General features: G+C 64.7%; 15 protein-coding genes and 1 pseudogene. 5 read left to right on the top strand and 11 right to left on the bottom strand.

All coding sequences use genetic code 11. The features are described 5' to 3' along the window. The 9 genes from WA702_RS06650 to soxX form a co-directional block, all read right to left on the bottom strand. A partial coding sequence (locus tag WA702_RS06650) for an N-acyl-D-amino-acid deacylase family protein (protein ID WP_425109740.1) occupies window positions 1-1,016 on the bottom strand: 1,016 nt, incomplete at its 3' end. A 322-nt stretch (window positions 1,017-1,338) separates the two neighbouring features. After that, entirely contained in the window at window positions 1,339-2,565 is a 1,227-nt protein-coding gene (locus WA702_RS06655; RefSeq protein ID WP_425109741.1) for an MFS transporter, read from the bottom strand. A gap of 426 nt (window positions 2,566-2,991) precedes the next feature. After that, entirely contained in the window at window positions 2,992-4,038 is a 1,047-nt protein-coding gene (locus tag WA702_RS06660) for an MBL fold metallo-hydrolase (RefSeq protein ID WP_425109742.1), read from the bottom strand. Between the two features lie 246 nt (window positions 4,039-4,284). Next, entirely contained in the window at window positions 4,285-6,030 is a 1,746-nt protein-coding gene (gene soxB, locus WA702_RS06665; RefSeq protein ID WP_425109743.1) for a thiosulfohydrolase SoxB, read from the bottom strand. A gap of 25 nt (window positions 6,031-6,055) precedes the next feature. Continuing rightward, a complete protein-coding gene (locus WA702_RS06670) occupies window positions 6,056-6,358 on the bottom strand; it encodes a hypothetical protein (protein WP_425109754.1) in 303 nt (100 codons plus the stop codon). A 20-nt stretch (window positions 6,359-6,378) separates the two neighbouring features. Beyond that, a complete protein-coding gene (gene soxA, locus WA702_RS06675) occupies window positions 6,379-7,233 on the bottom strand; it encodes a sulfur oxidation c-type cytochrome SoxA (protein WP_425109744.1) in 855 nt (284 codons plus the stop codon). 13 nt (window positions 7,234-7,246) lie between these two features. Further along, window positions 7,247-7,558 (bottom strand): thiosulfate oxidation carrier complex protein SoxZ, encoded by a 312-nt coding sequence (gene soxZ, locus WA702_RS06680; RefSeq protein WP_425109745.1) that lies wholly within the window; start codon window positions 7,556-7,558, stop codon window positions 7,247-7,249. A 20-nt stretch (window positions 7,559-7,578) separates the two neighbouring features. Continuing rightward, window positions 7,579-8,070: a thiosulfate oxidation carrier protein SoxY gene (gene soxY / locus WA702_RS06685; RefSeq protein WP_425109746.1), complete on the bottom strand. Its 492-nt coding sequence runs from the start codon at window positions 8,068-8,070 to the stop codon at window positions 7,579-7,581. A gap of 21 nt (window positions 8,071-8,091) precedes the next feature. Further along, entirely contained in the window at window positions 8,092-8,442 is a 351-nt protein-coding gene (gene soxX, locus WA702_RS06690) for a sulfur oxidation c-type cytochrome SoxX (RefSeq protein WP_425109747.1), read from the bottom strand. Window positions 8,443-8,649: 207 nt separating this feature from the next. Between soxX and WA702_RS06695 the strand changes: the two genes are divergently transcribed. The 3 genes from WA702_RS06695 (at window position 8,650) to WA702_RS06705 (ending at window position 11,907) form a co-directional block, all read left to right on the top strand. Beyond that, window positions 8,650-9,327, top strand: a complete 678-nt coding sequence (locus tag WA702_RS06695) for a DUF938 domain-containing protein (RefSeq protein ID WP_425109748.1) — start codon at window positions 8,650-8,652, stop codon at window positions 9,325-9,327. Window positions 9,328-9,342: 15 nt separating this feature from the next. After that, window positions 9,343-10,587, top strand: a complete 1,245-nt coding sequence (locus tag WA702_RS06700; RefSeq protein WP_425109749.1) for an MFS transporter — start codon at window positions 9,343-9,345, stop codon at window positions 10,585-10,587. Window positions 10,588-10,674: 87 nt separating this feature from the next. Next, entirely contained in the window at window positions 10,675-11,907 is a 1,233-nt protein-coding gene (locus tag WA702_RS06705; RefSeq protein ID WP_425109750.1) for an MFS transporter, read from the top strand. A gap of 16 nt (window positions 11,908-11,923) precedes the next feature. Here WA702_RS06705 and WA702_RS06710 read toward each other — a convergent pair whose 3' ends face one another. Beyond that, window positions 11,924-12,469, bottom strand: a complete 546-nt coding sequence (locus tag WA702_RS06710) for a carboxymuconolactone decarboxylase family protein (RefSeq protein WP_425109751.1) — start codon at window positions 12,467-12,469, stop codon at window positions 11,924-11,926. 96 nt (window positions 12,470-12,565) lie between these two features. Between WA702_RS06710 and WA702_RS06715 the strand changes: the two genes are divergently transcribed. Together WA702_RS06715 and WA702_RS06720 are read left to right on the top strand one after the other, a co-directional pair. Then, the gene (locus WA702_RS06715; RefSeq protein WP_425109752.1) at window positions 12,566-13,750 is read left to right on the top strand and encodes an acyl-CoA dehydrogenase family protein; all 1,185 of its coding nucleotides are present in this window, start codon (window positions 12,566-12,568) and stop codon (window positions 13,748-13,750) included. 147 nt (window positions 13,751-13,897) lie between these two features. Further along, window positions 13,898-15,037: an acyl-CoA dehydrogenase family protein gene (locus WA702_RS06720; RefSeq protein ID WP_425109753.1), complete on the top strand. Its 1,140-nt coding sequence runs from the start codon at window positions 13,898-13,900 to the stop codon at window positions 15,035-15,037. 192 nt (window positions 15,038-15,229) lie between these two features. Here the strand turns inward: WA702_RS06720 and WA702_RS06725 are convergent. Then, window positions 15,230-15,708, bottom strand: a pseudogene (locus WA702_RS06725) (AMP nucleosidase); the annotation flags it as partial.

Genomic DNA, 15,708 nt, shown 5'->3' on the forward strand with positions numbered 1-15,708 from the left:
CGCAGCCGCGCCACCCGCTCGGCCAGCGGCAGATCCGCGATGGCCCGGTAGCTCGGATGGGTCTGGAACGGATTGCGCGACAGTTCGAGCCCGAGCAGCAGGCCCACGGGCCGCGCCGGGATCTGGGCGGTGATCGACAGGCCGCGCTCGGCCGCTTCGTTGATCTCGGCCAGCGTTTCGCGCCAGCGCTCCGGCGCCTTGTCGTTCTGCGTCACCGAAAACGAGATCGGACAGCGGGTCGCTTCCGCCACCCGCAGCATCATCGGCAAATCTTCGTGGATGGTGGAGAGGTCGAGCACGAATTGCAGCACGCTGCGGCCGGCGCCATGCATCGCGCCCGCGATCGCGGTCAATTCGTCCTCGCCGGCCTTCAAGGTCGGCGTGTAGTCGCCGGTCGAGGTGCGGTGGTTGAGCGTGCGCGAGGTGGAGAAGCCGAGTGCGCCTGACCGCACGGCATCACTTGCGAGCGCGGCCATCGCACGGTTGTCTTGTTCCGTGGCCGGATCACGCCGCGCGCCGCGCTCGCCCATCACATAGACGCGCAGCGCCGCGTGTGGCAGTTGCGCGCCGATGTCCATGTCGAAATCGCGCTTGCCCAGCCAGTTCATGTAGTCCGGAAAGCTCTCCCATTCCCAGGGAATGCCGGCCTCGAGCACAGGCTCGGGAATATCCTCGACGCCTTCCATCAACTGGATCAGCCGCCGGTGATCGGCCGGCCGGCACGGTGCGAAACCGACGCCGCAATTGCCCATGATTGCCGTGGTGACGCCGTTCTGCGACGACGGCGTGATGTCGTGGCTCCAGGTTACCTGACCGTCGTAATGGGTGTGGACGTCGACGAAGCCCGGCGTCACCAACCGGCCCTTGGCATCGATCTCCTCAAAGCCCTTGGCCGCGACCTTGCCGACTTCTGTGATGCGACCATCCTTGATGGCGACATCGGCCTCATAGAGGTCGTTGCCGCTGCCGTCGGCGAGCGTGCCGCCGCGGATCACGAGATCGGGCTGCTCGGTCATGACGTTCTTCCCTGAATTGATCTTGTTTGATGCGGCATCATCGGCGCATGAGCTACGATGTCAACTCACGGGGATGTTGAGCTGGGATGCCGACGTAGCGCGAGTAGGAAAGGATTGAACGGCGATCCGTTGCGCGGAAAATGGTGCACCCTCTCCCCTTGCGGGAGAGGGTGGATCGCCGGCGCGGCACGAGGCGGCGAGCCGGGTGAGGGGTCTATCTCCGCGGATGCAGACCCCTCATCCGGCGCTTCGCGCCACCTTCTCCCACAAGGGGAGAAGGTGCACTGAATTCGTGGGTGCAGATTGGTCTCGTCGATGAAATCTAGGCTACCGTCTTCACCTTCGTCCCGCGCTCGGTGAAGAAGGTCAGCACGATCGTCAGCAACATGAAGATGACGGAGGCGCCGAACAGCCAGCGCGGTGCGTTGGCGTCCATGATGTAACCGAACAACAAGGGACTGATGATGCCGGCGAAGTTGAAGCCGGTAGAGACCAGGCCGAAAGCGCGGCCCGCAGCCCCGGGAGGTGCCGCGTTGCGCACCATCATGTCGCGCGACGGCGCGATCGCGCCGCTGAGGAAGCCCGCGACCGTCAGCACGGCGGTGAGCACGATCATCGGCGGGGTCAGGAAGGTGATGAAAAGCATCAGCACCGTGTTGATGGCAAAGCTGACCGCCGCAACCAGACTGTGATGGCTGATCCGGTCGGCGAGCACGCCGCCGGCCAGCACGCCCACCGCGGTGGCTCCGAGGAAGGCGGTCAGCGCGATGTTGGCCTCGGAGAACGAGACATTGTAGCCGTTCATCAGCGCGACGAGGCCGAAGCTCGCGATCCCGGAGGAGGACAGGCTGAGCAGCATGAAGAACGCCGTCAGCATCATCAGCGTCGGCGTCAGCAGGTTCGGCTTCGGTACCTTGGCGCCGTCCTTGTGGTGTTGGTGAGGGTGCACCTCCGGCACATTGCCGACGACCTGCAGCAGGGCGGCCACCGGGCCGACCAGACCCGCGACGATCAGTGCGCCGGGACCGCCGATCCATGCCAGCAGCGCAGCCATGGCAGCCGGCGCGACCGCGCCGCCGAGATAACCCGCAAAGGTATGGACGCCGAAGGCGCGGCCCATTCGCGACTCGTCCATATGCGCCGCCAGCAGCGCATAGTCGGAGGGGTGATAGACCGCGTTGGCAACGCCGAGCAGCACCGCGCAGACGATCAGGCTCGGATAGCTCAGATGCAGGCCCAGCATCACCAGCGACAGGCCGCCGAGCGTGAGGCCGACCAGCAGGATTCTTTTCGCGCCAAAATGGTCGACGATGTAGCCGACCGGGGTCTGCACCAGCGCCGTCACCACGGCGAACACCGTCATGGCAAAGCCGAGTTCGACATAGCCGACGCCGAGCTGCTGCTTCAGGAATGGGAACAGCATCGGCAGCACTAGCATGTGGAAATGGCTGACCCAATGCGCGAGCGAGATCAGTGACAGCGTGCGCACGGGGGACACGGTCCTGGTTGGGGTCTCGGTATGTTGCGATGCAGCGAGAACGTCAGCCATATTCAGGTCCGTTTCACGTCCGGCGCAGGTCTCGAAGCCCGATGTCTTGAGCCTGGATGTCTGGAACTTGGGAGCTTGTGCCGGGCGACGCCGATGTCCCGGGCGGGGCGCGGCAATGCGCCACACTAATGCAAAGCGGTTTATTGTCCACGAATGCAGGCGCATGGCACGTGCGCGCGCCGTTGATTATCTGCTGACAGGCGGGTGCGGCATTCACGGTGTCGTCCGGGTCAGGCGCGCAATTGCGCGCCGAGAACGCCGGGATCCATAATTACCGCTGCTCGTGTGATGATCCGCTGTGGCTCCAGGATTGCTTGTGCAGCATCGCCGGTGGCTATGGATCCGGGGTCGGGCTTCGCTTGCCCGGGACGACGGCTGAAATTGTCGTGCGCAAGTAGCTCATCAGCGCCAACTCGGCAGCCCCGACTACCCGCGGCCGGCCAGCACCGGGCCGCCGGCCTTTTTCCAGGCATCGATGCCGCCTTCGATGTGGGCGGCGTTGCAAAGGCCCGCCTCTTGCGCCGCCTTCACGGCCATCGCCGAGCGCTCGCCATAGGCGCAGAAGAACACGATGCGGCGGCCGGTGGCGGCAGCGACCTCGCGCAGCATGCCGCCGGCTTCCAGATTCTCCGCGATGGCGGGGTAGGGCGCGTGCAGCGCGCCCGACAGCGTGCCGTGCTTGGCCCGCTCGGACGTCTCGCGCAGATCGACCAGCAGCACATCGGGACGGCCGAGGCATTCGATCGCCTGTCGAGCCGACAACGACAATCCCTGTTTGGCGAGTTCGTCCTGATGCAGCCCGACCCGCATGTTCGCCGGCACCGCGACATCCATCATCTTCGGATTGGGCAGGTTCAGATTGGCCATCAGCGTCACGTATTCGTCGACCGAGCGCACCTGCAGTCGCGGATTGTAGCGCCGCTCCTCGCCGATGGTGGAGACGGTGTCACCCTTGTAGTCGTGCGCCGGAAATACCAGCGTTTCATCGGGCAATTTGAGCAGGCGGTTGAAGATCGAATCATATTGGGCGCGGGAATCCCCGTTCTGGAAATCGGTGCGGCCGGTGCCGCGGATCAGCAATGTGTCGCCGGTGAAAACTCGGTCGCCCATCGCGAAACTGTAGGAATCGTCGGTGTGGCCGGGCGTGAACATCACATCCAGGCTGACGCCTTCGATCGTGACCTTGTCGCCCTCGGCAACCCGCATCGCCACCACGTCGGCCTTGCTCTGCTCGCCCATGATGGTCATGCAATGGGTGCGGTCGCGCAACGCGCCGAGTCCGGTGACGTGGTCGGCGTGCAGATGGGTGTCGATCGCCTTGACCAGCTTCAGGTCGAGCTCGCGCAGCAACTGGCAGTAACGGTCGACCTTCTCCAGCACCGGATCGATGATCAGCGCCTCGCCGCCGGCGCGGCTCGCCAGCAAATAGCTGTAGGTGCCGGAGACACTGTCGAACAGTTGGCGGAAGATCATCGGCGTAGTCCCATCGATGGTATGGCTCGCCTGGCCGGGAGCGACGCGAACAACATCGGCAAACCGGCTGCCTCTCTTGTTGCCGACGACGGCTTTGCCAGGGTGCAATAGAATGTTTCTGTCGCTCTTCGATCTTACCAGAAAATGTCATTCTACAAAATGGGATCGTGTCGCAGAATAAATGCTGCTTGCCGCAGCGTGAGGGCTGCGCCCCTGAAGACGCGGTTCGTCAGCGCGTAGGCAGCTTTACGACGGCTCGGCAATGCCGGGATTGCCGTCGACGCCGGTCAGCATGACATCATGGACGGCACCGGCCGGCGTTCCGCGGGCGCGCAGATGGTTCGCGACCACGTCCCACACCGGCTTGCCGGCTTGGGGGTTCATCGACGCCCAGCCGGCCACCTTGTAGCGCGCCGAAGCCGCCAACGGCTTGCCGTTGTCACGCGTCAACTCGGTGATACGCTGGCCGATCGCTGCATTCGGCGCGCAGCGGTATGAAAGGCCGCCGACGCGCACCATGTCGCCACCCTGCTGCAGGTAGGGATCGGCGTTGAAGAGGTTATCGCAGACATCCTCCAGGATGGTCTTGATGTCCGCGCCGGTCATCTCCTGGACGTAGGTTTCGGGATAGGTGATCGCGGTCTGCGCCAGCACATCCTCCATCGTCACCGGCTGGCCGGCGAGCACGCTGGTGCCCCATCGGAAGCCCGGCGACAGCGCGATCTCGGCGTCGAGCTCGCTGCGCAGTGCCGCGCAGATCAGATCGTCCATGGAGCCTGCGAAATTGCCGCGGCGATAGAGCAGGTGCTCGGTGGCCGCGAGCTTGTCGTTCCAGGCCGCGACCTGCGGCTGCTGCATCTGGTCGATCAAAGCCAGCATCGCGGTATCCGGCTTCAGCAGCTCGGAGAACACCGGTAGCAACCGGTAGCGCACATCGTTGATGCGGCCCTTGGCGATCTCGAGGTCGAGTACGCCTAGGAATTTCCCGTTCGAGCCGGCATTGGTGACGAGCGTGATGCCCTTGGCGTTCCTGATTGCAATCGGCTGCGGCACCGCATCGTGGGTATGGCCGCCGAGGATCACGTCGATGCCGGTGACGCGGCTCGCGAGCTTCAGGTCGACGTCCATGCCGTTGTGCGACAGCAGGATCACCGCATCGGCCTTCTTGGCCCTGATGTCGTCGACCAGCGCCTGCAGCTCGGCCTCGCGAATGCCAAAGGTCCAATCCGGCGTGAAGCGCCGGGGATGCGCAATCGGCACGTAGGGAAAGGCCTGGCCGATCACGGCGACATGCGCGCCGCCGATCTCCTTGACGAGGGCAGGTTTGAAGACGCGGCCCGAGGCCGCATCGAACGCCTGGGCGTCGTTGAACGCGGCCTCTTCGGTGAGAAACACGTTCTGCGCCAGAAACTCGCCCTTGAAGCGGGCGAGGTTGGTGCGCAGGTCGGTCTCGCCATAGGTGAATTCCCAATGGCCGGTCATCGCCGCGATGCCGAGCAGGTTCGCCGCATCGACCATGTCGGCGCCACGCGTCAGATGGGTCAGGCCCGTGCCCTGCCAGAGGTCGCCGCCATCGAGCAGAAGCGAGCGGTGCTCGCCGACATCGGCACGCAGCTTGTCGATCAGGGTCTTGAGATGGGCGAAGCCGCCGAGCCGGCCGAAGCGCGGCGCCGCCTTCTCGAAATCGACCGACGTGAAGGCATAGGCGTCGGCGCTGTCGGCGTGAATGCCGTAGCGATCGAGGAAGGCGCGGCCGACCAGATGCGGCGGGTTGCCCCACATCTCGCCGACGCCGAGATTAACGCTGGGCTCACGAAAATAGACCGGCCGAAGCTGCGCATGGGTATCGGTCATGTGCAGGATGCGGGCATTGCCGAACCGGTCGAGGTCGTAGAGGCTCGCAGTGTCGGCGGCGTGCGCGAGGCGGACAACAGCGGGCGCCGCGAGCGCCGCTGCTGTCACTTTAAGAAAATCCCGGCGACGGATCGTCATCGCGCTGTTCCGGTCGGAAGCAAAGCTAGCGGATCTCCATGGCCTTCCAGCGGTCCTTCTCCGAAGTCGCCTGGAAGATCGAGGCCTTGGCGAGCGCTTCCGCCTCCTGTGCCGATTTCACCGCCTGGTCGTAATTGCCGGCGTCGCCAGCCGTCTTCGCAGCCTTCAACGCCGCTTCCGTCGTGGTCCATTGGTTGCGCAGCCGTCCCGCGTCCTTCTCGGCGCTGTCGGCCGCGGCGAATGCCGCCTTGAAGTCGGCCTCGGAGGCAGCGCGCGCGGGCATCGCGGCTGCGGCGAGCATGATTGCGGCAAACATGATCTTTTTCATGGCTACGTTGCGGCGCTCGCTCATGGCCGTGCTCCTGGACCCGAGATCGGCAGGCCGTTTGCGACATAGGACAGATAATATTCGAGGTCGCGATATTCGTCGGATTGCGGTTCAAGCGGCACGCCACGGATCTGGCTGTTACAGCTGGTGAAGCGACGGCTGATGGTGCCCATGCCGCTCCATTCCGAGCGGTAGATCGGCATCGCGTTCAGGATGCCGAGCGCCGGTGCCAGGATCTCGGCGCGGATGCGCTCGCCGGGGTTCTGCACGTGGCAGCTCGCGCAGGAAAAATTGAGCTGGCCGCGACGGGTGTAGAAATATTCCTTGCCCTTCTCGAAGGCGGCGAGCGCACGCGGATCGTTCGGCACCTTGATGTCGAACGGCTTGCCGCGCGAAGTAAAGGCCATATAGGCGGTCAGCGAGGCCATCTCGTCCTTGACGTAGGAATAAGGCTGCTCGCCATTGGCCTCGCGGCATTTGTTCAGCGCGAGCTCCAGCGTGACGACCTTGCCTTCCTTGCCGTCGAAATACGGGTAGTTCTGACGGATGCCGATGCCGCCATTCGCAAAGCAGTCTGCATAGGTCTTGCCGTTCTTGAACGGCTTACCGAACATCTCCTTGCCGGCCTCGAGCGCGAACTCGTAGGGCGGAAACTCCTCCTTCTCCTCCCACTGCTTTCGCATGTCCTCGTTCATCGAGTAGGGCCCGTTGACGAAGTCATTAAACTTCACCTTCGGGAACTTCTTGACGAAGAAATCCTGGAACGCCTTGAGCTCAGTCGCGGGATCGACCGTATCGGCCGCAGGCGCCGCGGATGGCAGCGCGGCGAACGCCAGCGCGGCAGCGAGGAAGGAGAAAGCGGAGCGCGCGCGCATGTTGCTGGGTCTCTTACTGGATCTTGGCAGTCAGGCTGTCGGTCGCGCCCTTGTTGTCCGCCCAGCTCACCTTGAGCTCATCGCCCTTGGCCGCACCCTTGAAGGCGAATTTGACATAGGGGTCCTTGGAGACCGCGGTGCCCCAGTCGGCCTGGAATACCGCCTTGCCGTTATGCTCGAAAGAGAGCTGCTGGATGTAGTGCGCCGGGATCAGCTCACCCTTGGCGTCCTTCACCAGGCCGGTGTCCATCGGATGCTGGATCAGGGTCTGCACGTCGGTGGTGTCGCCGTTCAGGATCGCGCGGACGCGAATGCTCGATGCCATCGTGTTGCTCCTTCGGGATATCAGCCGCCGCAGCCGCCGACGGTGACCTTGACCTCTTTGGTGGCGCTGTAGAGCTTGCCGCCGGCTTCCACCAGCGCAATCACGTTCGAGGTCTTGGCCATCTTCAAACGGTTGGCGACGGCGGGTACAGTGCCTTCGGGAATCTTGTAAGAGGCGGCGAGCGCGAACGGGTTCTCGCTGACGACGAAAGAAATCGAGGTGACGTCATTGAGCGTGGTCCTCACCGAGATCGGCACCACGCCGCCATTCTCGGCGATCTCGGGTGCGTCGAGCTTCACCTTGTCGGAGGCCTCGTGATCCCTGCCATAGAGCGCCTTGATCGCCTCGTTGGCGTTCTTCTGCTTGAACGCGTCTTCCGGATATTTGTCATTGGCGGCGGCGAGCGCCGGCCACGGGCCCAGCGTCGCATGGCCGAGGCCGACCAGCGCCACCGCGCCAATGCCCTTGATGATCAGGCGGCGCGTCACCGAAGGGCCGAACGAGGCAGTCATCTTCACTTTCTCCAAGGTCGATCAGAGGGTCTGCAGGAAATCGACGACGGCGTTGATTTCCTGCTCGGTCAGGATGCGGTTGCGGCCGAATGGCGGCATCACCGTCTGCGGATTGCGCTTGGTCTCGTCAGAGACGATCGCGATCAATTCAGCGCGATCATATTTGCCCTCGAGACCCTCGAGCTTGGGACCGATGGTGCCGGGCAGGTCGCCGCCCTTGATCACGTGGCAGGTCAGGCAATTGCCCTTGCCGCGGTCGAAAGCGATCTTCTGGCCCTCGCTGGGGCCCGATTGCGCCCACGCTGAGCCGGTGCAGGCGGCGAGCCATAGCCCGAGAGCCAGGACGGGGCGCGAGATGGATAATGCGGGCAAGGTGTGTTCCGAATTTTCGGTGAGCCATCGAATTATAAGGACTCGGAAGCACAAAGGCCACCGATCCGCAATCGGACCGTGCATGACGGGTTAACGTCCGTCGCCCGGCAGGAACGGAATAGCAGGATTGTGTCGCCAGTACCTGCTTCTCGCGAAAATTTTGCTATTCGTGATCCAGCGGGCTAAAGCCCTGTGACAGGGGTGAGCATGGCGGAATACGTCGTCGAATTCGGCAGGGATGGGCGTCCGGTTGAGCCGGACGGACGGCTCGACGCTGCGGCCTTTCACCGTAACCACCAGCCGATCTGGGCAGTGCTGTCGCGCCTGCTGGCGGGATGCTCCGGCGACGTGCTCGAGGCCGGCAGCGGCACCGGCCAGCACGTGGTTCATTTTGCAGCGCACACACCGGATCTCGTCTGGTGGCCCAGCGACCTCAACGAACAGCACCTGAAGAGCATCACGGCCTGGCGTGCGCATGCCGGCCTGCCGAATATCCGCGCGCCGTATCGCATCGACCTGTCCGATCCAAACTGGTTCGCGGCGCTGCAGCAGGAGGGTGGACCCGCAGAACTCGCCGCGATCTTCTGCGCCAACGTCGTCCACATCGCGCCATGGACCGTCGCGGAAGGGCTGTTCGCAGGTGCCGCGCAAGCGCTCAAGCCCGGCGGGCTCCTGATGCTCTACGGCCCGTTCAAACGCGATGGCAGGCACACCGCAGTCAGCAACGCGGTGTTCGACACCTCCCTGCGCGAGCGCGATCCAGACTGGGGGGTGCGCGACATCGCCGACCTCACCGCGCTCGGCGCCCATGCTGGCCTTTCGCTGCGCGAGAGCGTCGAGATGCCTGCCAACAACATGATTCTCGTGTTCGGCCGGCCAGACTGAAGCCTGGATAACGCAATGATCGACCAGACCGTCACCGCCGAGATCTCTGACGATGCGCGTGCGCGCCGCAATGTGGCGCGGCTGGCCGCGGCGCAGGCGCTGACCGGCGCCAATTCGGCTGTCATCTTTGCGACCGGCGCGATCGTCGGCGCCGCTATCGCGCCCGATATTTCCTTCGCGACGGTGCCGCTCTCGATGTATGTGGTCGGCCTTGCCGCCGGCACCCTGCCGACCGGCGCGATCTCGCGCCGCTATGGCCGCCGCACCGCTTTCATCATCGGGACCGGCTGCGGCGTACTCACCGGCCTGCTCGGCAGCTTCGCGATCCTGCACAATTCGTTCTGGCTGTTCTGCGCCGCGACCTTCCTCGGCGGCCTCTACGGCGCGGTGTCGCAATCCTACCGTTTCGCCGCAGCCGACGGCGCCAGCGCCGCGTTCCGGCCGAAGGCCGTATCCTGGGTGATGGCGGGCGGTATCTTCGCCGGCCTGCTTGGTCCACAGCTTGTGCAGTGGACCATGAATTTCTGGCAGCCTTATCTGTTCGCCTTCAGCTTTTTGATCCAGGCGGCGGTGGCCGTGGTCGCGATGGCGATCCTCGCCGGTGTCGACCTGCCGAAGCCAGCAGCTGCCGACCTGCACGCCGGGCGGCCGCTGCTCGAGATCGTGCGCCAGCCGCGCTTCATCGCCGCTGCACTGTGCGGCATTATCGCCTATCCGGTAATGAACCTGGTGATGACCTCGGCGCCGCTGGCGATGAAGATGTGCGGGCTCACCATCTCCGATTCCAATTTCGGCCTCCAGTGGCACATCGTCGCCATGTATGGGCCGAGCTTCTTCACGGGATCGCTGATCGCGCGGTTCGGCGCGCCTGTCATCGTAGCGCTGGGTCTGCTCTTCGAAGCGGCGGCCGCGGTGATCGGGCTGTCCGGGATCACCGCGCCGTATTTCTGGGCCACCTTGATCGTGCTCGGCATGGGCTGGAATTTCGGCTTTGTCGGCGCTTCCGCGCTGGTGCTGGAGACGCATACGCCGGCCGAGCGCACCAAGGTGCAGGCTTTCAATGATTTCCTGGTGTTCGGGATGATGGCGATCGGCTCGTTCTCGTCGGGACAACTGCTCGCCAATTTCGGCTGGTCGGCGGTGAACGTCGTGGTGTTCCCGCCGGTCGCGCTCGGGCTTTGCGTGCTCATGCTGGTCTGGCACGCCAAGCGCCGCGCCACGCGGCTTGAGATTCTGCCGGAATTGCCGGAGCCGATGTGACGAAAGCAAGATGCTTCGATCGCTGTCGAATCTTGCCGCTTTTCCTATCCGGTAACTATGGTCGTCGTGCCGGGGCTCGACCCGGCCATGACGGAGCAGCAATTGGACGCCACTTCTCATCTTCAGCCTGACGAAACGTCGCTGCGCTACGAAGGCTGGCGCATCGTCGCGGTGTGCTTCCTGGTCGCGACCTTCGGCTGGGGGCTCGGTTTCTACGGCCAGAGCGTCTATCTCGCCGAGCTGCACCGCGTCCACAGGTGGCCGGCGTCGCTGATCTCGGCCGGCACCACCTTCTTCTATCTGTTCGGCGCCCTGATCGTGGTGTTCGTCGCAGAGGCGATGCGCGCCTTCGGCCCGCGCACATGCATGATCGCGGGCCTCTTGGCCATGGCCTGCGCGGCGCTGGTGCTGGGCCAGGTGCGCGAACTCTGGCAGCTCTATCTCGCCGATGCCCTGCTCGCCTTCGGCTGGGCCGGCACCAGTCTGGCCATGATCACCAACACCGTGAGCCTGTGGTTCGAGCACCGGCGCGGCATGGCGATCAGCCTGGCGCTCAATGGCGCGAGCTTCGGCGGCATCGCCGGCGTGCCGCTGCTGGTGTTCGCGATCGGCCATCTCGGTTTCGCGATGACGATGACGCTGGTGGCAGTCGTGATGGTCGGCGTTGTGATCCCGATCGTTGCCTGCAGCGTCGGCCGGCCGCCGCTGCAGGGCGGCGGACCCAAGGCGGTGCCAGCGTCGGCACGGCAGGTCCGCAAGGCGGCGCTCGGCGACATCGCCTTCCTGTCGATCGCGATCGCCTTTGCGCTGGTGCTGTTCGCGCAGGTCGGCTTCATCGTGCACTTGATCGCCTTCCTCGATCCAGTGATCGGCCGCGAACATGCCGCGCTCGCACTGTCGCTGCTGACGATCATGGCGATGCTTGGCCGCGTGCTCTTCTCGGCCGTGATCGACCGCTTCGATCAGCGCCTCGCGTCGGCGCTGTCGTTTGTGAGCCAGGCGCTGGCGCTCGCCGTGATCATCAATTCGCACAGCGAGGTCCTGCTGATCGGCGCCTGCGTGGTGTTCGGCTTCTCGGTTGGCAATCTGATCACGCTGCCATCCTTGATCGTGCAACGCGAGTTCGATTCCATGAGCTTTGGCGTGCTGATCAGCCTGGTCACCGCCATCACCCAGGTCACCTACGCCTTCGGCCCCGGCGTGGTCGGCGCCTTGCGCGACCTGTCCGGCAGCTACACGCTCCCCTTCTACGGCTGCATCGGGCTGGAGCTGATTGCAGCCGTATTGATCATGGTGCGGGGACGGCGCGTTCACGCGTGAGCCCAATTGACAGACGTCACGTCAGCTCCGAGACTTCGCCATCCGGCAATCCAAAGTCGAACGTGTTCAACGTCATCGACACCATCGTGTAGTAGCCGCAGAGGCCGATGATCTCAACCAGGCCCCGCTCGCCAAGCAGCGCGATCGCGGCGTCATACAGCGGCTGCGCCAGGCCATGGCCCTCATGCAGCGATTTGGCGACGTCATAGATCATCGCCGCCTTGGGATCGTCGAAGCTGGGCGTGCGGCGGTCGCGGATCGCATCGATGATCGCAACATCGAGCCCGCCCTTCAGCGCCAGCCGCTTGTGCGCCCACCATTCATAATGCGCGGTCCAGTGCCGCGCCGTCACCAGGATCGCGATCTCCGACAGCTTTGGCGGAAACATGGTGTTGAAGCGCAGCTGCTCGCCGAGCCGGGTCGCATGGCGCGCCATGTCCGGGCTGTTGAGCCAGGCCATCATCGGCGCCGGCGCCGCGCCGCGCTTGCCGGCGACCGCCTCCTCATAAGTGGCCTTCTGGTCCGCGTTCATTCCGTCCGGCGAAAGCAGCTTGATGCGCATGGCGTTTCCTGACCCGTTTTCGTTCATCGACATTGAATTTCAGCGACGGCTGAGGTTACCTCAGTCCTCAAGGATACCGAAACGCGAGAGATGCCCATGGCCGATCTGGACAAATTCCGCAGCGAGACGCGCGCCTGGCTGGAGGCCAATTGCCCGCCGGAGATGCGCAGGCCCATGACCTCGGACGAGGACACCTTCTGGGGTGGCCGCAACGCGAAGTTTTCTTCGGAGCCGCAGCGCGTCTGGTTCGAGCGGATGCGCGACAAGGGCTGGACCGTACCGCATTGGCCAAGGGAATATGGCGGCGGCGGCCTCGACGGTGAGGAGGCCAAGATCCTGCGCCAGGAGATGGCGGCGATCGGCGCGCGCCAGCCGCTGACCTCGTTCGGCATCTCCATGCTCGGGCCGGCGCTGCTGAAATACGGCACGGACGCGCAGAAGAAGGAGCACCTGCCGAAGATCACCGCGGGGCTGATCCGCTGGTGCCAGGGCTATTCCGAGCCGAACGCCGGCTCCGATCTGGCCTCGCTGCAGACCCGCGCCGAAAGCGATGGCGACGACTACATCATCAACGGCCAGAAGATCTGGACCTCCTACGCCAACTACGCCGATTGGATCTTCTGCCTGGTGCGCACCGATCCCACGGCCAAGAAGCACGACGGCATCAGCTTCATCCTGTTCGACATGGCCTCCGAGGGCGTGTCGACCCGGCCGATCCTGCTGATCTCCGGCCGCTCGCCGTTCTGCGAGACCTTTTTCGACAATGTCCGCGTACCGAAATCGCATGTGGTGGGCACCGTCAATCGCGGCTGGGATGTCGCGAAATATCTCTTGCAGCACGAGCGCGCGATGATCTCGGGCATGGGCGAACGCGGCGTCGGCCGTCCGCTCGGCCAGATCGCCGCGGATTCCATTGGCAGCGATGCGCAAGGCCGGCTGGACGATGCGTCGCTGCGCGCAGAGATCGCGAGCTTTGAGGTCGACGAGGCCGCGCTCGCGGCGGCCGCGGAGCGCATGGTCGATCTGGCGAAAGCCGCGCAGGCGCATCCGGCGTTCTCCTCGGCGATGAAATATTACGGCACCGAGCTCAACAAGCGCCGCTACGAGATCCTGATGTCGGCTGGCGGCATCGACGCGCTGGAATGGGAGAGCGAGCGCTCGCGCGAAGGCGCTCGCCCGCGCGCCTGGCTGCGCACCAAGGCCAATTCGATCGAAGGCGGCACGTCCGAGGTGATGCTCGGCATCGTCGCCAAGCGCATCTTGGATCTGCCGGGGGCGTAGGCAGCTACATGCTCCGTCATGCCTGGGCTTGTCCCGGGCATCCGCGCCTCTCCGCGCGAAGAAAGACGTGGATGGCCGGGTCAAGCCCGGCCATGACGAATAGAGAGAGTTGCGCTTCAACAGAACACCTATTCTGGACATCAACCCATGCCTCTCCTCCTCACCGAAGAACAATCGATGCTGCGCGACAGCGCGCGCGGGCTGATCAGCGACAAGGCGCCGGTGGCGCATCTGCGCAAGCTGCGCGACGATCGCGATGCAATCGGCTTCTCGCGCGAGCTCTGGGCGACCTTCGCTGAAATGGGCTTTGCCGGCCTTCTGATTCCGGAGGAGCATGGCGGCAGCGGCCTCGGCGCGGTCGAGGCCGGCGTCATCATGGAGGAGATCGGCCGCACCCTGATGCCGTCGCCATTCTTGTCGACCGCGGTACTGGCGGCGTCCGCGCTGACCCGCGCCGGCTCCACTGCGCAGCAATCTGAGTATCTGCCGAAGATCGCCGCGGGCTCGCTGCTCTCCGCCCTTGCGATCGATGAGGGCGCCAAGCATCGTCCCGCGAACATCGCCATGCAGGCCGCGCGATCCGGCAATGGCTTCAGGCTCAACGGCGCCAAGGCGCTGGTGGTCGATGGTCATGTCGCGGATCTGCTGATCGTCGCCGCGCGCAGCGCGGGCACGGTAGGCGAGCGCGAGGGGCTGACCCTGTTCCTGGTCGATCCCAAGGCCAAGGGCGTCGCGGTCGAGCGTACCATCATGGTCGATGCGCATAACGCGGCGCGCATCATCTTCGACAATGTCGAAGTCGATGCCGACCACGTGCTCGGCGAGGTCGATGGCGGCTCCGCGCTGCTCGACGGTGTGCTCGATCTCGGCCGCGCCGCAATTGCCTCCGAGATGGTGGGACTGAGCGAGGAGGTGTTCGGCCGCACCGTCAATTATCTCAAGGAGCGCAAGCAGTTCGGCAAGGCGATCGGCGAATTCCAGGCGCTGCAGCACCGCGCCGCGCAGCTCTATATCGAGATCGAGATCACCCGCGCCGCCGTGCTCAAGGCGCTGCAGGCGATCGACGGCCACGCACCGAACGCCGCATCGAGCGTCGCCGTCGCCAAGGCCCGCGCCGGCACGACAGCGACCCGTGCGGTGCAGGAGGGCGTTCAGATGCATGGCGGCATGGGCATGACCGACCAGTTCGATATCGGCTTCTTCATGAAGCGCGCCCGGGTCTGCGAGGAGCTGCTCGGCGACGCGAATTACCACGCCGATCAGCTGGCGCGGCTGCGGAGTTATTAGGACGAAAGCCCACGAACGTCGTCCCGGGCAAGCCCCGCAACGCGAAGCGCCGACCCGGGACCCATACACGCCAGATTTCGTTTTGCGAAGGCTGGAGCCACATCTCACACTCTCGCGAATTATGGTGTTTATGGGTCTCGGCGCGAGGCCGGGACGACAGTGAGCGTGTGGAGGTGGTATCCTACGAACCATCTACTGAAACGCCACCTCCGCAAAGCTGCGCAGCTTGCGTGAATGCAGCCGCTCGGCCTTCTCGTGCTTCAGCCGCTCCAGTGCGCGCAGGCCGATCTCGAGATGCTGGCCGACGCGCTGACGGTAGAATTCGTCGGCCATGCCGGCGAGCTTGATCTCGCCATGCAGCGGCTTGTCGGAGACGCAAAGGAGCGTGCCGTAGGGCACGCGGAAGCGGTAGCCGTTGGCGGCGATCGCGGCCGATTCCATGTCGAGCGCGATCGCGCGCGATTGCGACAGCCGGCGGATCACGGACGTGCCGCCGATCTCCCAATTGCGGTTGTCGACGCTCGCCACCGTGCCGGTGCGCATGAGCCGCTTCAGCTCGAAGCCCGACAGGCCCGTGACGTCGCCGACCGCGCCTTCCAGCGCGACCTGCATCTCGGCCAGCGCCGGGATCGGCACCCATGGCGGCAGTTCCTGATCGAGCACATGGTCCT

This window comes from Bradyrhizobium sp. (assembly GCF_049798375.1).
In the GTDB taxonomy this organism is placed as follows: Bacteria; Pseudomonadota; Alphaproteobacteria; order Rhizobiales; family Xanthobacteraceae; genus Bradyrhizobium.